Below are 17895 nucleotides of genomic sequence, written 5' to 3' on the forward strand. Positions count from 1 at the left end.
AAGAGCTGCCTGCATTTTAGCGGTACTGTTTGGGTCAGTTACCCGGGGCGATCGCCCCTGAATTCAGCAGGATTGCTATCTTCAAGCAACACCGGCAGCCGCATCGCCATGACGCCCTTTCAACTGCAAGCCCGCTATCAACCGATGGGAGACCAACCGACTGCGATCGCGCAGTTGGTCGAACAAGTTCAGGCCGGTGCTCCCTATCAAACCTTGCTGGGCGCGACTGGAACGGGCAAGACTTTTACGATCGCCAACGTGATTGCGCAGGTGGGGCGCCCAGCCTTAGTACTGGCCCACAACAAGACCTTAGCGGCTCAGCTGTGCAATGAGCTGCGTGAGTTTTTCCCGAATAACGCCGTCGAGTATTTCATCAGCTATTACGACTACTATCAACCGGAAGCTTACATTCCGGTGACCGACACTTATATCGCCAAAACAGCTTCGATCAATGAAGAGATCGATATGCTTCGGCACTCCGCCACGCGAAACTTATTTGAGCGACGTGATGTAATTGTCGTTGCTTCAATTAGCTGCATCTATGGCTTGGGTATTCCTAGCGAGTATTTAAAAGCAGCAATCCCGCTAGAAGTCGGGGCTGAAATCAATATGCGCGAGGTTTTGCGACAACTCGTTGATGTTCAATACAGTCGCAATGATCTGGAGTCAGGTCGCGGTCGATTCCGGGTGAAAGGCGATGTCCTCGAAATCGGCCCAGCCTATGAGGATCGGATTATTCGGGTCGAATTTTTTGGTGATGAAATTGATGCGATTCGCTATATCGATCCAGTCACCGGCGAAATCCTCCAAAGCCTCGATCGCCTCAATATCTATCCTGCCCGTCACTTTGTGACGCCAGAAGAACGGCTGGAAATTGCGATCGCAGAAATCAAAGAAGAACTCAATCAGCAGCTCCTGACTTTACAAGCAGAAGGCAAACTGGTGGAGGCTCAGCGGCTCGAGCAACGCACCCGCTATGACCTCGAAATGCTGCAGGAAGTGGGCTACTGCAACGGCGTTGAAAACTATGCCCGCCATCTCGCTGGCCGCGAGCCCGGATCGCCCCCAGAATGTCTGATCGACTACTTCCCAAAAGATTGGCTCCTCGTTGTTGATGAATCCCACGTCACCGTTCCGCAGTTGCGGGGCATGTATAACGGTGATCAGTCTCGCAAAAAGGTTTTGGTGGATCACGGCTTCCGCTTGCCAAGCGCTGCAGATAACCGTCCACTAAAGTCGGAGGAATTTTGGGAGAAAGTGCGTCAGTGCATTTTTGTCTCAGCAACGCCTGGTGATTGGGAAATAGAGCGATCGGAAGAGCAGATTGTTGAGCAAGTGATTCGCCCGACAGGCGTGGTTGATCCCGAGGTTTTCGTTCGCCCCACGGAAGGACAAGTTGATGATCTCCTCGCTGAAATTCAGCAGCGGGTCCGTCGCCAAGAGCGAGCATTGATTACGACGCTGACCAAGCGAATGGCTGAGGATTTAACGGATTATTTGAGCGATCGCGGCGTTAAAGTTCGCTATCTCCACTCAGAGATCAACTCGATCGAACGAATTGAAATCCTGCAGGATTTGCGCAATGGCGATTTTGATGTCTTGATTGGGGTTAACTTGCTACGGGAAGGCTTAGACCTGCCAGAGGTATCCCTAGTCGCTATTTTGGATGCCGACAAGGAAGGCTTTTTGCGGACGGAACGCAGCCTCATTCAAACGATTGGGCGAGCAGCTCGCCACATCAATGGCCAAGCGATTCTGTATGCCGATCGCATGACCGAAAGTATGGAGAAGGCGATCAGTGAAACGGAACGACGGCGACGTATTCAATTGGATTACAACCAACGTCACAACATTACCCCTCAACCGATTATCAAGCGATCGAGCAACGCCATTCTCTCGTTCCTTGAAGTCTCGCGGCGGCTGAATAAGCAAGAGTTAGAAGTAGCAGTCAGTCAAGCCGATGATCTCTCCCTCGAAGAGATTCCCAACTTGATTACGCAACTAGAAGCCCAGATGAAAGAGGCCGCTAAAAATCTGGAATTTGAGGAGGCTGCTCAATACCGCGATCGCATTAAGAAATTACGTGAACGACTGGTGGGTCGCCACTAAAAACCCGATCTAGCAGGCATCCACTCCCACGCCAGTTGAAATGTGCGATCGCTGGAACTAATTCCAGTCGTCTGCGGCAAAGTCCAAGCTACGGCGTCCGGGTGAGGGCCAGTCGGCATTTTCACCACCGACAAAGACTTGCTCTAGCCCAACCATTTCTTCGCTCAGACGCTGAAGGGCATTCAGCAATACGTCTAAAGCGATCGCGTCACTGGTACCCAGATCAAACCAGCAGCGAGCCCAACGCCCTTGATACTCGACTTCTCCCATGTTGTGCATCAGGGCGGCCAGGCTAGAACGCTCTTGAGCTGACTGATAGCTCATATAACTCAGTTCTAAGCCCTCTTCTTGAGCTTGCAGGTTTTCAGCATTGAAGCCACCTAGCTTGCCTAGGAAAAACCAGGAGTCAAACAATTCCTCTAGATATTGCTGCTCTAAGGGCGCAGGGACAGTACTAAATTCCACCCAAATCCAGCAGTCAAAGGGGTTAAATTCACGAAATTCAATTTGCATGGGCGAGACCAAATTCCTCAAGGTTTCAACGACTGAACCAACAGCCAGTCATCACTGGCTCTGACTGGAACCTACAGCTTAGAGTGGGGCACTAGAGGGGCGGCAGAGTAGCTGGTCCCCAGGGGCCTGGCGCTTGGGTCACTTGATCGCGCAGTGACACACAGTCTTGGCCGCGATTGTCGAAGGTCTTCTGGTTATTGCAGGCTTCAAAAAAGAGTTGCCAAACCAGGGGTTGCGGCAGTTGCGAAGATTTTGCCAGTGCCTTTTGGAATTCTGCTGCTGCCGCTCGCCGCAAATTGGCATCACCGGTGGCTTTGCTCTGTTCCACGAGGATTTGGGCTTTGAGATAGCGCAGCTCTGGATTCTCGGGAGCCGCCGCGATCGCCCGATCAACGTACTGAATCGCTTCGGGATAGCGCTTGAGATTCCGCAGTCCGAGAGCAATGCCGCGATCGGCAAGGTAACGCGGGCTGGCTTTTTCTAGCTTGGCGATCGCGCCGCTGGGATTGGCCAAGGGCAGATTGGTCGCCACTATCAAATCCACGAAACCTTGCACCAGATTCAACTCAGGATCATTGGGATTGATCTGAGCGGCCGCCCGCAAGCTGCCGTAGACCGTCTGGAGGGACTGTAAGGCTTGGGGAACAGCCGCCAGCGGCACCCCTCCATCCCCCGTCAGTTGGGGCAGCAAGGTTGAAGCCGCCATCATCAACTCGCCCACTGCAATGTAGAGCTGGCTGCGCAGGGGTTGTTGAGGGGCGATCGCCTGGGCCTTGCTCTTGGTTTGGCGAGCATAGTCGGCAAAGGCTTGGCGATTTTGCTGGGCAAACGCTAGGCTGCCCGCCAAGGCAAACACCAAAGGATCCGAAGAGTCCTGGCGCAGCGCTTGCTGCAGGGCTTGTTCGGCAGCGGGATAGTTGCCCTGTTGAAAGGCAGCGGTAAAGGCTGCTGCCGTCGAAGCACTGATCGGCTGGGGATTGCTGCTGCGGAAAGGATCGCCAGCCCGCCCCGCGGGGATACCGACGGTACTGCAGAGAACGACCGCACAACTTGCAGCAATCAAACGATGGACCAAGCGAATATTCATGCCGGCGCTAGAAGCGATAGAAAGCAGAAAGACGTTGCCAGAACTCACTCGTTCCAGAAGAGGCAACTGGCAGAATGGAACGGTTGCGATCGCTTAAGCCTTTGACCCTGCAACTGGACGGCATTTCGTACCATCCTCCCGCGAGTTCACGGCCCATCTTAGACAATATCAGCTTCGATCTGGGCTTCCCGGAGCTAGGTTTGATTGTTGGCCCCAGCGGTTCTGGCAAAACGACGCTGCTAGAACTCCTCGCCGGTTTGATAATTCCACAACAGGAGCGAGTCACCTGGCGTGATCAGGATTTGAACTATCTCCAACTACGGCAGCTCGCTGGGCTAGTCTTTCAGTTTCCTGAGCGGCATTTCTGCGGCCATACCGTGCTGGAGGAGTTGCGCCTCGGACATCCTGAAATCAGTCGCGATCAGGTCAAATCGGCTCTAGTTTCGGTGGGGCTGGGGGATTTACCTTTTTCTGCTTCGCCTTACCAACTCAGCGGCGGTCAACAGCGGCGGTTGGCACTCGCAGTGCAGTTGATTCGCCAGCCCTGCATTTTGCTGTTGGATGAACCGACAGCCGGCCTCGATTGGTCAATGCGTCGTCAGTTGATTCAGCTGTTTCAGGAACTGAAGCAAACCTGGGGGTTGCTGATCGTCACCCATGAACCGCAGGAACTGGCCGCGATCGCTGATCGCCAGTGGGGAATTGTCCAAGGTCGGCTGGAACCCTGGCCAGTGCAGCCGTCAGCCCAGGCATTGGACCAGCAGATTAGCATTTGTTAAGAGTCTTTTTTGTTCACCCAGCGATCGAGCACATGGCAGACCAACTGATTCGAGCGACTGCAGCAGGTGGTGGCATTCGTGCCGTCGGCGTGATCACCACTGATCTCACTGCCGAGGCTCAGCGTAAACACGGTCTGTCGTTTGTGGCGACCACGGCCCTGGGGCGCAGCATGGCAGCGGGACTGCTCCTGGCCTCCAGCATGAAAAAAGAAGGTTCACGGGTCAATTTGCGGATTCGCAGCGCTGGCCCCCTCGGGGGGTTGATGGTCGATGCTGGCTTAGATGGCACCGTGCGCGGCTATGTGGAACATCCCGCGATTGAAATTGAGCCCAACACCCAAGGATTACCCGATGTCGGCCGCGCCATTGGCCCCGGCTACCTGCATGTGATGCGAGATGTCGGCTACGGTCAGCCCTACACCAGTACTGTCGAGCTGGTCAACGGCGAAATTGGCGACGATGTAGCCTACTACTTGGCCAGCTCTGAGCAAACACCTTCAGCGATTCTGCTAGGGGTTTATCTTGATCGCCAAGGGGTCGAAGCCGCCGGTGGGCTATTGATTCAAGTGCTGCCCCAAGCCGCTCGCGATCCAGAGCTGGTCAGCTTGCTGGAATCGCGGATCAGCCATCTGAAAGGCTTCACGCAACTCCTACGATCGGGCAAGGATTTGCCAGAGATTCTGGAAGACCTGCTGGGCGACTTGGATCTGACAATTCTGGCCGAACCACGATCGCTGCGGTTTTTCTGCCCCTGTACCCACCAACGGATGCTAGGCGCTCTCAAAATCTTTGGGGCACCGGAACTGCGCGACATGATCGCCAAGGATCAAGGGGCCGAGGCAACCTGCGAGTTTTGTAGCGAGGTCTATCAAGCCAGCATTGAAGAGCTGGAAGAACTGATCAGCGACTTGGAAACCGCCGCTTAATCCTGTCCACTCTTCCAAAACTGCTAGCTCGGACAAACCGCGATCGCCCAATCAGTGCAGAAAGGTGGCGATCGCCCAGAGCAACAGCAGGGCAAAGGCTGTGGCAATCTGCTCGGGGCTGAGCGGGCCAAGAACAGGAATGAGTCCCGCGATCGCGGTACCGGCGAGCAGCCCCACTAGCAACGCCGCAAAAGAGAAGAGAGCAGCCCGCCCAAAGTGGTTCTCTTTACGCATCACCAGCCAAATTGCACTGCCAATCCCGGCCACCAGCAGCAGTTGCAGAATAGTGGGTTGTAGGCGCGGGAAGAGCGACACCACCAGCAGCCCGCCAAAGAGCAGCGAGCTGATCAACAACTCCTGCGGCTGAGGTTTATCAAAAAAGCGACCCGCCCAGGCTGGTGCCGAGGGTGTCGGGAACGTCGGTGTTTTCTTGGACTCTACGATCGGCTTTTCGGCAAAGCGAATCCGCTCCGGCACCTTGATCTTGCCTTCTTGGCGTAGCCGCAAGCGCTCCATCAGAATGGCGTCGTAGGCGGTCTCGATGGCAGTCCGCTGCGGTGAATCGGGTTCTAGTTCTGCCAGCCGGCGATCGCGGGTTGCTTGAATTTCATCAAAAGAGGCGGATTCTGCAACACCCAGCCGTTCGTAAGGAGTTTGGTCTGCCATCGCACTTGGGCTCTACAGAGTGGGTTGAAATTCTCTGCTCTATGGTATTGCGTCCAGCCCAATGCTCGAGTTGTTGTCTAGCAGAAGGGCGTGGGCCAGAGGGTCGCTGGCTCGCGATCGCGGCAGACGGACTGGGCCGCCAGACTCGATCGCAGCAGAGTTTGCTGCAAGGGCGACTGCTGCAGTTTGGGGTACCACGGTCCAATCACCACTGCAGTCAGGGCCGCTAGCGCAGCGGTCTGAGCCGCAATCGGTAATTCTGTCAGCATTGCACCTTTACTCCCCACACCTGGCCTAGGCTTCACGCTACTGGGATAGCCATGAAGCTGGCATCAAGCGACTGTAAAGCTTGCATAAAGCAGACTATGCCAATCGATCGCGATCGCGAAGGGAATGTTAAGGCTCAGTGAAAGCCAGAGCAGCTCTCTAGACTAAGGGCAGATCAAAAGGTCTGCGCAAGCCAATGGAGACAGCCAAAATTTTGGTCGTGGATGATGACAGCGCGGTCCGAACTTTGTTAGTGCGCTTTCTATCGCGCCAAGGCTATCAGGTAGAAGCCGCAATCGATGGCAGCAGTGCCTTGGCTCAGTTCGAGCGCTTTAGCCCAGATTTGTTGATTCTGGACGTTAACCTGCCGGATACCAACGGCTATCAACTCTGCGAGATTGTTCAGAAACGCACAGGCGTCTACGTCATTTTGCTGACCAGTCGCGATGATGAGGCCGATATTCTGACCGGCTTTGCTAAAGGCGCGGACGACTACATCACCAAGCCGTTTTCGCTGATGAGTGTGGGGGCGCGGATCGCGGCGATTTTACGACGGCAGCGCCATATCGAAACTGCCAGCCAGCCAGCGCTGCACTACGAGCAATTGCAGATTGATCCGGCCCGGCGCGAGGTCTCATTTGCAGGCCAACCCATCCTGTTGACAGCCTTGGAGTTTGATCTGTTGCACTTTCTGGCAACGCATCCCGATCGCGTTTGGCGGCGCAATGAGTTGATTCAGGAAGTTTGGGAATACGATTACGTCGGCGATCAGCGCGTGGTCGATGTACACATTGGTCAAATCCGCAAAAAGCTTGAGGTCAATCCCGAGCTGGCTTGTCCAATTCAAACGGTGCGCGGGGTGGGCTACAAGTTTGAGTCAACAGGAATGAGCCTTTCGCGACTGGCCTAGGGAAAGGCGGGCGGGTACTTAAGGCGATCGCTGCTGACCCGCCAAGTCGGTAGAAATTGATCGAGTAACTGATAGAAACGGGGCGTGTGGTGATGCTCTAGCAAATGCACAAGCTCATGCACGACGACGGACTCCAAGCAATGCGGCGGGTATTTCGCGAGCTCTAGGTTGAGCCAAATCCGGCGATCGCGAATGTTGCAACTGCCCCAGCGAGTTTTCATGCGTTTGATTCGCCATTCTGCAGCAGTGACCTTGAGTTTGGGTTGCCAGTGATCGAGTAAGGGCGGAATTTGGGTTTGTAATTGCTGGCGATACCACTGGTGTAAAAGGCGCTCGCGATCGCTGCAAGAGTCATTCGGCTCAGTCTGAAGGGTAAGCACTTTAGCTGCGTGGTCGAAGTGAAGCGATCGCTTAGAGGTGTGGGGTTGAACCTGAAGCTGATAGGGAATACCCCAGAGATAATGGATTTCGCCACTGATTAATTGCATAGCAGTCGGTCGTGATCGGACTTTCGCTTGTTGCTCGGTCAACCATGTCTGTTTGCGTTGCAACAAGGGCAAGAGATCAGCTTCTCTGCAATGGAGCGGCACGGTGACTTGAATGCGACCATCCGGAGGATAGACCCGAAAGTAGAGGTGCTTAATCGGTTTGCGTACAACCGCGATCGCGAGATCATCCAACTGAATCCAAGTTTGGGGTGCTGGGAGCTTGCTCATCAGGAGGAATTGTTATTGCGATCGCAGTGAGCATTGCACAATTAAAAGCCCTCCACCGATCAACAGCAGAGGGTTAACTAGGCGGGGACTTATGGGGACGATCGCTACACGTTGAAGCGGAAGAGCATCACATCACCCTCTTGGACGATGTATTCCTTACCTTCACTGCGCACCAGCCCTTTTTCTTTGGCAGCGGTCATAGAGCCTGTTGCAACCAGATCGGCATAGGCAACAGTTTCTGCTCGGATAAAACCGCGCTCAAAATCGGAGTGGATCACACCTGCGGCCTGTGGAGCAGTCATGCCAGCCCGAATCGTCCAAGCCCGTGTTTCCTTCGGCCCCGTGGTGAAGTAAGTCCGCAGACCGAGCAGCGCATAGGTTGCCCGAATCAAGGATTGCAAACCACCTTCTTCTACGCCCAAGGAGCCTAGATAGTCGGCTCGCTCTTCCTCGGGTAGTTCCACCAGCTCCGCTTCCACTTGTGCAGAGATGATTACAACCTGCGCATTTTCTGCAGCGGCTAGCGATCGCACTTGCTCAACGTAGGCATTCCCCGTCGCTAACTCGCCTTCCGAGACATTCGCTCCGTAGATCAGCGGCTTGCGCGTCAGCAAGTCTAAGGGCGCAATCAGCGCTTCTTCCTCTTCTGTCAGCTCAAACTGTCGCGCGGACTTGCCAGCATCCAGATGGGGCTGGAGTCGCTCTAAAACTGCCAGTTCAGCTGCCGCTTCCTTGTTCGTGCGGGCCTGTTTGCGCAGTCGCTCAATCCGGCGTTCGATTTGCCCCAGATCAGCCAGCGCTAGCTCCAAGTTGATGATTTCGATGTCCCGCGCTGGATCGACGGAACCTGCCACGTGGATGATGTCGTCATCATCAAAGCAGCGCACCACCTGAACGATGGCATCAACTTGGCGAATGTGGGACAGAAACTGGTTGCCCAGCCCTTCACCTTGGCTGGCCCCTTTGACCAAGCCTGCGATATCGACGAACTCAATGCGCGTCGGTACCGTCTGCTCTGAGCTAGAGATCTCTGTCAGGGCAGCCAGCCGGGTATCCGGCACGGCAACAACTCCGACGTTCGGCTCAATTGTGCAGAACGGAAAATTGGCGGCTTGGGCTTTAGCGTTCGCCACAAGCGCGTTGAATAACGTGGATTTGCCTACATTGGGTAGGCCAACAATACCGGCTCTAAGCATGGCATCTACTCTACCGCGCTGCCGCTCTCCCCTCGCTCGTTAGAATCAGAATTTCTCGCATGACTTCCTCAACACCCATGAAAGTGAAATGGCTGGAGCCGATTCGGCAAGTTCACCCGTGGGTGCTCATCGTGATTGCGATCGCGGTGATCGGCAGTGGATCGGGGATCTGGTGGCTGCTGCGATCGCGGGCGAGTGAAGCCGTTCTCGATCGCTACACAGTGCCGGTCAAAGTCGAGACGCTACAAGAGAAAGTGACTGCCAGCGGTAGCATTGTTCCGATTCGCACCGTCAACCTCAGCCCCAAGACCGCCGGTCTCTTGGTCGAAGTGTTGGTGGAGCAAGGACAGAAAGTCCAGCAGGGTCAGCTGATCGCCCGCATGGATAACCGCGAGCTCCGCGCCCAGCAACTCCAAGCCCGAGCCGCACTCGCTGCTGCCCAGGCACAACTCCAGGTACTGCGCAACGGCACTCGCCCTGAAGTGCTTGACCAAGGTCGCGAAGCGATTCGCCAGGCTCAAGCGGCTGCCCAACAAGCCGCCGCGCGTCGCGCTCTGGCCCAGCAGGAATTAAAACGGCAGGAAGCCTTGGTAGGAGAAGGGGCGATCGCTCGCCAAGCCTACGATCGCGCTTTGACTGATGCGGCTGAAACCGATGCGGCCCTCCAACAGGCGATCGGGTGGTTGCGTGAGGTCGAACGTCGCCAGCAGGAATTGCAAAATGGCGCTCGGCCCGAAGAAGTTCGGCAGGCCGAAGCCCGCGTTGGTGAAGCGATCGGTCGCCTCCAATCCGTAGAAGTGCAGCTTGCCGACACAGAAATTCGCGCGCCCTTCAGCGGCATCATTACTCAGCGCTACGCCGATCCGGGCGCTTTTGTGACGCCAACCACCTCTGCTTCCGCCACCGCCAGCGCCACGTCTACCTCGATCGTCGCCCTCGCCGAAGGACTGGAAGTGCTGGCACAAGTCCCAGAAGTGGACATCAGCCGCATTCGTGTCGGCCAGTCGGTACAGGTGCGGGTCGATGCTTTCCCGACACAGACCTTTGAGGGCAAGGTGCGGTTGGTAGCACCAGAAGCAGTGGAAGAGCAAAACGTCACCTCTTTTCAGGTTCGGGTGACCTTGCAAACTGGCCAGAACCAGCTGGGATCCGGGATGAACGCGGACCTCGACTTCATTGGGCGATCGCTGCCCCGAGCACTGGTGATCCCAACCGTCGCGATCGTCACCCGCGAAGGCAAAAGCGGGGTGCTGATTCCCGATACTGCCGGCAAGCCGGAGTTTCGACCGGTGATTTTGGGTGCTGCCGTTGGCAACGAAACCCAAATCCTACAAGGACTCCAGCGCGATGAACGGATCTTTATTGACCTCCCGCCGGGACAGAAGTGGAACCCCGAAACCAGCGATCGCTAGGCGCTGCCGAGGAACTGGCGACTGAGCTGGACAATCCGGCCAGAAGCCTGACCATCGCCAAAGGGATTTGCCGCATTGGCCATCGCTGCATAGGCGGCCGGATCTTGGAGCAAGGTCAGGGCTTCTTGGGCAATGCGATCGGCTTGGGTACCAATCAATTTGGCTGTGCCGGCTGTCACTGCCTCCGGCCGCTCTGTTGTTTCCCGTAGCACCAACACCGGTTTACCCAAGCTGGGAGCTTCTTCTTGTAAACCGCCCGAATCCGTTAGCAGCAGGGTCGATCGTTGAATCGCACCGACCAGTTCGCTGTAATCCAACGGCTCAGTCAAAAAGACGCGAGGATGTTGGCCCAGTAAGGCTTGCAGCGGCTCCCGCACCGTCGGGTTGCGGTGCAGGGGCAGTAGGAGGGCAGCATCCGGCACCGCTTCGAGGATCGCTAGGAAGCCTTGAGCAATGTCCTGCAGCGGTTCGCCCCAGTTTTCACGGCGGTGCACCGTTGCGAGCAGCACCCGATAGCGCGACCAATCTAAACCCGCGATCGGGCAGTCAGGCTGGCGATCGGCCACGGTCAACAGGGCATCAATCACCGTGTTGCCCGTCAGATGCACTTCGCCAACCACCCCAGAAGCTCGCAAGTTCTCAACCGCCAACGGCGTCGGTGCAAAGTGAAGCTGGGCAATTTGCGAAATCAGCCGCCGATTGGCCTCCTCGGGATAGGGATTGAAGAGATTATCGGTACGCAGGCCCGCTTCAACGTGCCCGACAGGAATTTTCTGATAAAAGGCCGCTAGGGCTGCCGCAAAGGCAGTGGTGGTGTCGCCCTGGACGAGAACCAGTTGTGGCTCTAACTCTTGGAATAGAGTTTCCAGTCCTTCGAGACTGCGACTGGTAATACTAGTCAGGGTTTGGCGGGGCTGCATGATCGCCAAATCGCGATCGGGTTGCAGGCCAAACAGCTGCATCACCTGTTCAACCATCTCGCGGTGCTGGCCAGTCAGGACCACTTGGGTTTGAAAAGTAGGGTCCTGCTGAAAGGCTCGAATCACCGGCGCCAACTTAATCGCTTCGGGGCGAGTTCCCAAGGTGATGCAGACGCGAATCGGAGCCTGAGTCATGGCGGGTACAGGATCGACCCACCCATCCTATAGCGATCGCTGGCGCAACATCCCCACAAAAAAAAACCCGGTGTTTGCGACCGGGTTTCTATTTCAAATCACGCCCTAGAGAACGCTGAATCGACTTAGTTGTCGAGCCTCGCAGGTTAGGGGGCAAGCCGCAAACCGCGAAGTCACCGTTGCATCCGTGTTTCCATTCAGCCAAGGCAGCCATGTCACTTCTTGCGGATGAACCCCCCGCAAGGTCAGCATCACCGCAGGAATCACGCTCGCGAGCAACAACCCACCAAAGACCAAGCCGCTGACGAGCAAGACGGCACTGACTGGCATCACTGCTTGCAGAACCACCGAAGCCAAAGCTGCGATCGCAGTCAGCACGACCACCGCTGGAAAGCCCACGACCAGGAAACAAACCAGGAACGTGAACATCCAGAGCAAAAAGCCCCGAATCCAGAATTGCGAACCCCGTACGGGGACGGACAGCTGAGCTGCGACCATGACCCTAGCTCCTGAACAGTCGTGAGAGGTGAAAAAGCTTTGTCTGCGAGATGGCTGCAGACTTGGACACATCCTAAGAGAAGTTTTTTGGGATTATGAACACTGTTAACAAAAGTTTGCTTTAGAGTCAGTTAAGACCCGGAAATTCAGTAGAAATTCCTAGTCCAATCCGTCGAGCCTAGGAACGCAAAAGCACCTAAGTATAAATACGCAATAGCAGCAATTGTAGGTCGAAAGCCTTGGTGGTAACTGCAATCTAGCTATCCTTTTCGGATTACTCTCTGGAAGATCAAAAAGCTTGAAATAGGCTCAGACGTTATCTTCTAGGAATTTTGATTCTGAGCAGGATAAATATTTCTTTCTGAAAGAAAATGATGTTACAAGAATTCTCAGATTTCTCCGTCGATCGCTCTCAGCTGGCGATCGCTGATGGCGAACTGTTACGGGCTTCGCGGGATACCGCGAGGCAGCGGACTGGTGACTCCTGCACTCACCGAAGCATGAGGAGTCGCAGTAAATCCGTCGTGGACTGATCAGGGATTTGCCTCGGGCGATCGCGCTTCATAGCTGCGGCAACCGGCGCAGGGACCTTCGGGCTGGACAGCACAGCGCAATAGTTTTGAGTGGGCATTGTAGAGGCAGCTACTGTCGCCAATCACCCAGCGTCCCTGCCAAAAACTGCGTTCATTCGGCCGCGGCGCTGCTTGCACATAGAGCGAAATTTGACTGAGTCGGTAGGCTCCCGCTCGATATTGGTAGCGATGGCGTCGCTCTAGCACCGCATAGCTGCGATCGGCCACTTCGACATGACTGGCAGGCTGCGGTAGCCAGTCGAGCTGCAGAGAACCAAGATGCTGCTGATTCTTGGCTAGGAAGACATCGGTAGGAAGACCGGCCGACAGCCAGAGTTCGGTCATGACTGCAATTAAAGGCTGAGGGGATCTTTCGTAACTTCTACGGTTTCCTCGGATTCAGCAGCGAGGGGCAGGGTCTTTTTGGAAAAACCCCAGATGAATAACACGACAATACAGCTGACCATCACCCATTCTGGGGGAGTCAAGGATTCGTTGATCGCGCGCACGAGCAACCGCAAGCCCACCAGCGCCACGGCACCATAGCCCGCTGATTTTAGGTTGTCGTATTCCTTCAGCCAGCGGATGAAGAGGCCCGCGAGGAATCGGAGGGTGATCACGCCAATCGTGCCGCCCAACAACACCAACCAGGTTTCCCGCGAAACGGCGATCGCAGTGGTCACACTATCCAGGGAGAAGGCCAAATCGGTCAGTGCGATCGTGGGAATTGATGCCCAAAGACTCGTGAAGCGGTGATGGTGTTTTTCTCCCTCGGTATCACTACCGTCAGGCCGAAAGTAGTTAAATGCAAGCCACAACAGATACAGGGCACCCGCCAACTCCGCCAGTCGAAATTGCGTGACCCACGAGGCTGTCAAAATCAATAGCATTCGCAGGATGTAGGCAACCACAAGGCCGAGGTTAAGGGCTTTGCGTTGCTGCTCAGGATTCTCGAGCCCGCGCGCGATCGCAGCTAAAGCCACCGCATTGTCCGCAGACAAGACGGCTTCCAAAACTACGAGCAACGGCAGCAGTAACAGCAAGTCACTACTGAAGTGAGGAGTTCCGATGAATTCAGTGAGCATGGTGGGGGCGATTGCCGAAGCAGCCAACATCCAAGGCGAGACTAGGCCTAAATTCTAGCCCAGTCCACCGATCGGGCGGGGAGCGCCTAGGCGCAGCGGTACAATCAGTCGGCTTGCCTAGCCGCTTAGAATGAACCCAACCGGAACCGCGATCGCTGTCCAAGTCCGTCATCAAACTGCTATGGACGCTGACTTCGCACACCGCAATCATCCACTGGCGTTGGCAACGGCTGTCCAAACCCGTTTACAGGTCTACCAACAGCTACGCCAGCAGTATCCCAATGCCAGCCTGACGGCAGAGCTTGTGAGTGTGCAGGGCGAGCAATTTGTGGTGCGTGCCCAGGTCGAAATTGGTGGGCAAACCCTTGCAACAGGCTTAGGGGCAGCTACTCAAATCGAAGAAGCGGAGGATCGCGCCCGCCTGCGAGTCTTGGAGCTGTTGGGGCTCAGTCCCGAATGCAGCGCTCCAACCCAATGGGAAGTCCAAGTTGTGGCTCAGGCTACGCCAGCACTGGCAGCTCCCGCCAACGATCGCGCCCTCGCAGCGGTCAGTACACCGATCGCTGCGACTCCTCCGGCGATCGCCCCGGAGCTGGAACCAGAAATCCCAGCCTTCGATGAGGTCGAGGCAGAACCAGAACTGCCGTCAGAACCCCGCGTTACTCAAACAGCCCTGCCAGAACGCGATCGCCCTAGACCGGCACAACCGGCAGCTGTGACCGCTGAATTGCCATTGCTTGAGCAGCCGCCTGCACCCACTGCGAGCCTGTCTGCAGTGCCCACCGACTGGTCGGAAGATCTGGCAGAGATTGAAGTCGAACTTAAACGACTGATGTGGAGCGAAGCCGAAGAGCAAGCCTATCTGCTGCAACACTTTGGCAAGCGATCGCGCGCGCTGATTGCTGACTACGATCAGTTACTGCTCTTTCTGGATCATTTGCGATCGCTGCCAACCCCAGGGCTCTCCCCGAAACCGACGATCGCTCTAGAACCGGAACCGAAAGCGGCTCCAACGGTCTCCTTGCCACCCTTACCGGAGCCGACGGTGATACCGACCCCTGCACCGGCGATCGCTCCGCCAGTTGAGCAGCCGAATCGCAGCGAAGCCATGGAACTGACCAGTGCGGCCGTGAAACGACTGGGTTGGACCAATCGCCAAGGTAGTGATCATCTGCGGCAGACCTACGGCAAGGCCAGTCGCCAGCAGTTGACGACTGAGGAACTCCTCGACTTTTTGCATTATTTGCACCGGCTGTCGCCACCCCCCAGCAGCGAAGCCGTGCCGTTTTAAGCATTGACGGTTCTGCTGTGCTGATCGCAACGTTCCCTGAGAGAGACTGACGTGAAATGGGACGACTTGTCTCACTGCAGATTATTACGCCCATTGAGCAAACTGCAGCACTCTTTGAGCTGATTATTCAAAAGACCATGCCCGCAACTGAACAGGAGCTGCGATCGATTCTGGCAACCCAAATTGCTCCGCCTGATATTTGCCTCTGTTTTGTTGTAGCGCTGGATGAGGTCATCCAAACCTTGGAGACTCAAGCACTAGAACTGGCTGATCATGTTGCGATCGGTTGTGTCTGGACTGCGTTTTCTTTTGGCGATCGCTATCTGCTGACAACCGCGACTTCCTCTTACTCAGCTATGGCAAGAGCCTTCGAAGAGAGTCAGTCTATTCAATCCTTATTTGCGGACATAGCCCAGCAAAGTGCGTCCGAGGCGCTCTTTCTAATCGATGACTGGAATCAATCACACCTGCTCTGGCGTAGCGATCACACGACTCTTAAAGACAACTGGATTAGCAACCATCCTGTGGATCAATGCTGTCGCGAAATCATGGTTCCTTTCCACTAATGAAAAGCAGCTCTCGATTTACCCATAGCAACATCATTGAGTGGTGGCAAGCGACAAGGTTTGCGGGCTGAGATGACGACTGATAGCGGTGTAGCGACGCGTCACGATCAACGAAGATTGACAGGCTTCAACCAGACGATCGGGATAGAAACCGAGGGTCTTGCGTGCCAGACCCCAAGATGGACTCGTACCCACCACAGTGAGATCGGCTTCAGCCGTTGCCTCAATCAAGAAGTCCAGAGGATCTTGCTGCCACAGACATTCATAGCGAATGCGATCGCGCAATTGCGGACTGAGGCTATCCAGTAAATCTCGGGCTTCAGCACTGAGTTCTGCTCCCGCGATCGCTTCAAACTGGAGCAGTCGTAGCTGTCGTTGGGGATGCCCTAGCAACAGGCGGAGTGCCAATTCTAAACTGAGATCATCATGGGACGAACCACCGTAGGGCACCAGCAACCGACGCCGTGATGAATGGCTGTCTTTGTTGACATAGATTGCCACGTCCGTCGGAGCGTGGTTGAGCAGATATCCCACCCGTCCCCCCAGGCGACTATCCCCCACCGTCGAGCGATGCCAGCCCGCCAAAATCAAATCTGCTTGGGCTTGATCGGCCAACTGACAGAGATCACGACCAACGTTGCCTGAAGAGCGGATGATCGGCAGCACTACTGCTGGCGGCAGGCGCAGTTCCCCCAGCAGACGAGCCATTCCCTGGTGCAGGTTCTGGAGTTCGGCCTCGACTTCGACTGGCATGTCATCGAAGCCATAGTCGTTGTTGATTTCCAGCAAATTGGTGGGATAGATCACCCCCATGCCGCGATCGCTCAGGGCTAAATCGGCCGCCACACTCAGCAGCTGGCGCTGAGTTTGCGGATTCGCTAAGGGAACCAGCACTTGATAGGCTGAATCGGAATTGGGCAGCTGGGGCTGCGGTAGCGAGAGAATTCGCCGTTGTGGATAAAGACGATTGAGCAGCGGGGTCGTCATCACCGTTGTGACTAGCGCCATGATCACCAGCAGGGTGAACAACTCTGACGAAATCACCCCCAAACTCAAGCCAATGTTGAGAACGACCAGTTCCGTCAGGCCCCGCGTATTCATCAACCAACCAAGGGTTTGCGCTTCTCGGACTGACATGTTGCCCCAACGGGCTGCCAAGTAAGCTCCACCCACTTTGCCCGCGATCGCCACGACCAAAATCAGCCCACCAATGAACCAGAGTGCCGGTTGATTGAGGCGGCTGAGATCCGTGCGCAACCCGCTGTAGGCAAAGAAAACTGGCAGCAAAATCGTCAACACAAAGTCTTCGGTGCGCAGGGCTAAATCCCGGGTTAGCGCCTGATTCTTGGGCAAGATCACACCCAACAAAAAGGCACCAAAGATGAAGTGAATGCCGATTAACTCGGTCAGCAGTGCTGAAACCAGTACTCCCATGTAGATCGTGGCTAGCAGCACTTGGGAGAGTTCACCGCTGCGGGCGTACCAACGGCTAATCACGTTACCCAGCCAGCGTCGACCCATCGTCAACATGCCACCGCAGTAGAGCATTGCTAGAACGATCGTGGGAATCGCCGCAACCATACTGTTGGTGCGGGTTACCGCGATCGCGATCGCTAGCAGACACCAAGCCGTTAAGTCATCAATCGCGGCGCAGGTCAGAGCCAAACTCCCCAGCGGCGTGCGTTGTAGGTTGCGCTCCGTCAGAATCCGTGCCAGCACCGGAAAGGCGGTAATCGACAGCGCCACACCCAGAAACAAACTGACAGGCAACAGACCGACGCCCTGAACCAAAATCGCTGGATAGAAGCGCTGTAGCCCGATCGCGAGGCCAATGCCCAAACCAAAGGGCAGCAGCACGCTCAGGTTTGAGACCCAGAGAGCCAGCCGCAGTCGCCCTCGCAAATATTGGGGATTGAGTTCCAGCCCGATCAAAAACATGAAAAAGATGAGGCCAACCTGAGCCAGTAGCTCAAGGTAAGACCCACTCGCCTGCGGAAAGATCGCTAGCTCTAATTTCGGAGCGATCGCTCCCAGGAAAGACGGCCCTAGTAGAATTCCCGCCGCAATCTCACCGACGACGAGGGGCTGGCCAAACCGATGCACCAAAGAGCCCAGTAACCGCGAGCAGAGGATGACGACCAGAATTTCAATCAGGACGACCACAACGTGGCTGAAGTGCATGGTGGC

General features: G+C 55.7%; 18 protein-coding genes. 7 read left to right on the forward strand and 11 right to left on the reverse strand.

The annotated features are described in order from the left end of the window. Positions 1 to 108 precede the first annotated feature (108 nt). Positions 109 to 2109: an excinuclease ABC subunit UvrB gene (gene uvrB, locus SYC_RS05095; RefSeq protein WP_011243271.1), complete on the forward strand. Its 2001-nt coding sequence runs from the start codon at positions 109 to 111 to the stop codon at positions 2107 to 2109. A gap of 57 nt (positions 2110 to 2166) precedes the next feature. Here the strand turns inward: uvrB and SYC_RS05100 are convergent, their stop codons facing one another. Further along, complete coding sequence (locus tag SYC_RS05100; protein ID WP_011243272.1) at positions 2167 to 2622, reverse strand: DUF3531 family protein; 456 nt, start codon at positions 2620 to 2622, stop codon at positions 2167 to 2169. A 91-nt stretch (positions 2623 to 2713) separates the two neighbouring features. Further along, complete coding sequence (locus SYC_RS05105) at positions 2714 to 3709, reverse strand: Sll0314/Alr1548 family TPR repeat-containing protein (protein ID WP_011377624.1); 996 nt, start codon at positions 3707 to 3709, stop codon at positions 2714 to 2716. A 74-nt stretch (positions 3710 to 3783) separates the two neighbouring features. On the opposite strand from SYC_RS05105, the gene SYC_RS05110 reads away from it, so the two are divergent. Together SYC_RS05110 and hslO are read left to right on the forward strand one after the other, a co-directional pair. Beyond that, positions 3784 to 4488, forward strand: coding sequence for an ABC transporter ATP-binding protein (locus tag SYC_RS05110; RefSeq protein WP_011243274.1), 705 nt, complete (start codon positions 3784 to 3786; stop codon positions 4486 to 4488). 32 nt (positions 4489 to 4520) lie between these two features. Continuing rightward, positions 4521 to 5414, forward strand: coding sequence for an Hsp33 family molecular chaperone HslO (gene hslO / locus SYC_RS05115; RefSeq protein ID WP_011243275.1), 894 nt, complete (start codon positions 4521 to 4523; stop codon positions 5412 to 5414). Between the two features lie 51 nt (positions 5415 to 5465). Here hslO and SYC_RS05120 read toward each other — a convergent pair whose 3' ends face one another. Then, a complete protein-coding gene (locus SYC_RS05120; protein WP_011243276.1) occupies positions 5466 to 6080 on the reverse strand; it encodes a CPP1-like family protein in 615 nt (204 codons plus the stop codon). 77 nt (positions 6081 to 6157) lie between these two features. Next, positions 6158 to 6349, reverse strand: a complete 192-nt coding sequence (locus tag SYC_RS05125) for a hypothetical protein (protein ID WP_011377622.1) — start codon at positions 6347 to 6349, stop codon at positions 6158 to 6160. 194 nt (positions 6350 to 6543) lie between these two features. Here SYC_RS05125 and SYC_RS05130 point away from each other — a divergent pair, with 194 nt between their 5' ends. Beyond that, positions 6544 to 7257 (forward strand): response regulator transcription factor, encoded by a 714-nt coding sequence (locus SYC_RS05130; RefSeq protein WP_011243277.1) that lies wholly within the window; start codon positions 6544 to 6546, stop codon positions 7255 to 7257. On the opposite strand, the gene SYC_RS05135 is transcribed toward SYC_RS05130, so the two are convergent. Both SYC_RS05135 and ychF read right to left on the reverse strand, forming a co-directional pair. Further along, the gene (locus SYC_RS05135) at positions 7254 to 7973 is read right to left on the reverse strand and encodes a M48 family metallopeptidase (RefSeq protein ID WP_011243278.1); all 720 of its coding nucleotides are present in this window, start codon (positions 7971 to 7973) and stop codon (positions 7254 to 7256) included. The genes SYC_RS05130 and SYC_RS05135 overlap by 4 nt on opposite strands. 104 nt (positions 7974 to 8077) lie before the next feature. Continuing rightward, complete coding sequence (gene ychF / locus SYC_RS05140; RefSeq protein WP_011243279.1) at positions 8078 to 9169, reverse strand: redox-regulated ATPase YchF; 1092 nt, start codon at positions 9167 to 9169, stop codon at positions 8078 to 8080. 59 nt (positions 9170 to 9228) lie between these two features. Here ychF and SYC_RS05145 point away from each other — a divergent pair, with 59 nt between their 5' ends. Continuing rightward, positions 9229 to 10581 (forward strand): efflux RND transporter periplasmic adaptor subunit, encoded by a 1353-nt coding sequence (locus SYC_RS05145; protein ID WP_011243280.1) that lies wholly within the window; start codon positions 9229 to 9231, stop codon positions 10579 to 10581. Here the strand turns inward: SYC_RS05145 and wecB are convergent. From wecB to SYC_RS05165, 4 genes are all read right to left on the reverse strand, one after another. Beyond that, positions 10578 to 11696: a non-hydrolyzing UDP-N-acetylglucosamine 2-epimerase gene (gene wecB, locus SYC_RS05150; protein WP_011243281.1), complete on the reverse strand. Its 1119-nt coding sequence runs from the start codon at positions 11694 to 11696 to the stop codon at positions 10578 to 10580. The genes SYC_RS05145 and wecB overlap by 4 nt on opposite strands. Before the next feature lie 105 nt (positions 11697 to 11801). Beyond that, positions 11802 to 12194: a hypothetical protein gene (locus SYC_RS05155; protein ID WP_041676967.1), complete on the reverse strand. Its 393-nt coding sequence runs from the start codon at positions 12192 to 12194 to the stop codon at positions 11802 to 11804. Between the two features lie 533 nt (positions 12195 to 12727). Further along, positions 12728 to 13111 carry a DUF6464 family protein gene (locus SYC_RS05160; RefSeq protein ID WP_011243283.1) on the reverse strand — a complete coding sequence of 128 codons (384 nt, stop codon included), beginning with the start codon at positions 13109 to 13111 and terminating at the stop codon, positions 12728 to 12730. An 8-nt stretch (positions 13112 to 13119) separates the two neighbouring features. After that, the gene (locus SYC_RS05165) at positions 13120 to 13851 is read right to left on the reverse strand and encodes a TerC family protein (protein ID WP_234701803.1); all 732 of its coding nucleotides are present in this window, start codon (positions 13849 to 13851) and stop codon (positions 13120 to 13122) included. Between the two features lie 130 nt (positions 13852 to 13981). On the opposite strand from SYC_RS05165, the gene SYC_RS05170 reads away from it, so the two are divergent. Both SYC_RS05170 and SYC_RS05175 read left to right on the forward strand, forming a co-directional pair. Continuing rightward, positions 13982 to 15142, forward strand: coding sequence for a hypothetical protein (locus SYC_RS05170; protein WP_011243285.1), 1161 nt, complete (start codon positions 13982 to 13984; stop codon positions 15140 to 15142). Between the two features lie 56 nt (positions 15143 to 15198). Next, positions 15199 to 15708, forward strand: a complete 510-nt coding sequence (locus SYC_RS05175; protein ID WP_011243286.1) for a hypothetical protein — start codon at positions 15199 to 15201, stop codon at positions 15706 to 15708. Positions 15709 to 15741: 33 nt separating this feature from the next. On the opposite strand, the gene SYC_RS05180 is transcribed toward SYC_RS05175, so the two are convergent. After that, positions 15742 to 17889: a cation:proton antiporter gene (locus SYC_RS05180; protein ID WP_011243287.1), complete on the reverse strand. Its 2148-nt coding sequence runs from the start codon at positions 17887 to 17889 to the stop codon at positions 15742 to 15744. Between the last annotated feature and the right edge of the window lie 6 nt (positions 17890 to 17895).

This window comes from Synechococcus elongatus PCC 6301, assembly GCF_000010065.1.
Taxonomy (GTDB): Bacteria; Cyanobacteriota; Cyanobacteriia; order Synechococcales; family Synechococcaceae; genus Synechococcus; species Synechococcus elongatus.

Bases quoted from the DNA above. Each gene is read 5' to 3' on its own strand.
- uvrB (WP_011243271.1), top strand. From the start codon at position 109: ATGACGCCCTTTCAACTGCAAGCCCGCTATCAACCGATGGGAGACCAA.
- SYC_RS05125 (WP_011377622.1), bottom strand. From the start codon at position 6,349: ATGCTGACAGAATTACCGATTGCGGCTCAGACCGCTGCGCTAGCGGCC.
- SYC_RS05180 (WP_011243287.1), bottom strand. From the start codon at position 17,889: ATGCACTTCAGCCACGTTGTGGTCGTCCTGATTGAAATTCTGGTCGTC.
- SYC_RS05105 (WP_011377624.1), bottom strand. From the start codon at position 3,709: ATGAATATTCGCTTGGTCCATCGTTTGATTGCTGCAAGTTGTGCGGTC.
- SYC_RS05175 (WP_011243286.1), top strand. From the start codon at position 15,199: ATGGGACGACTTGTCTCACTGCAGATTATTACGCCCATTGAGCAAACT.
- SYC_RS05145 (WP_011243280.1), top strand. From the start codon at position 9,229: ATGACTTCCTCAACACCCATGAAAGTGAAATGGCTGGAGCCGATTCGG.
- wecB (WP_011243281.1), bottom strand. From the start codon at position 11,696: ATGACTCAGGCTCCGATTCGCGTCTGCATCACCTTGGGAACTCGCCCC.
- SYC_RS05170 (WP_011243285.1), top strand. From the start codon at position 13,982: ATGAACCCAACCGGAACCGCGATCGCTGTCCAAGTCCGTCATCAAACT.
- SYC_RS05110 (WP_011243274.1), top strand. From the start codon at position 3,784: ATGGAACGGTTGCGATCGCTTAAGCCTTTGACCCTGCAACTGGACGGC.
- SYC_RS05165 (WP_234701803.1), bottom strand. From the start codon at position 13,851: ATGCTCACTGAATTCATCGGAACTCCTCACTTCAGTAGTGACTTGCTG.
- SYC_RS05120 (WP_011243276.1), bottom strand. From the start codon at position 6,080: ATGGCAGACCAAACTCCTTACGAACGGCTGGGTGTTGCAGAATCCGCC.
- SYC_RS05100 (WP_011243272.1), bottom strand. From the start codon at position 2,622: ATGCAAATTGAATTTCGTGAATTTAACCCCTTTGACTGCTGGATTTGG.
- SYC_RS05130 (WP_011243277.1), top strand. From the start codon at position 6,544: ATGGAGACAGCCAAAATTTTGGTCGTGGATGATGACAGCGCGGTCCGA.
- SYC_RS05155 (WP_041676967.1), bottom strand. From the start codon at position 12,194: ATGGTCGCAGCTCAGCTGTCCGTCCCCGTACGGGGTTCGCAATTCTGG.
- hslO (WP_011243275.1), top strand. From the start codon at position 4,521: ATGGCAGACCAACTGATTCGAGCGACTGCAGCAGGTGGTGGCATTCGT.
- ychF (WP_011243279.1), bottom strand. From the start codon at position 9,169: ATGCTTAGAGCCGGTATTGTTGGCCTACCCAATGTAGGCAAATCCACG.
- SYC_RS05135 (WP_011243278.1), bottom strand. From the start codon at position 7,973: ATGAGCAAGCTCCCAGCACCCCAAACTTGGATTCAGTTGGATGATCTC.
- SYC_RS05160 (WP_011243283.1), bottom strand. From the start codon at position 13,111: ATGACCGAACTCTGGCTGTCGGCCGGTCTTCCTACCGATGTCTTCCTA.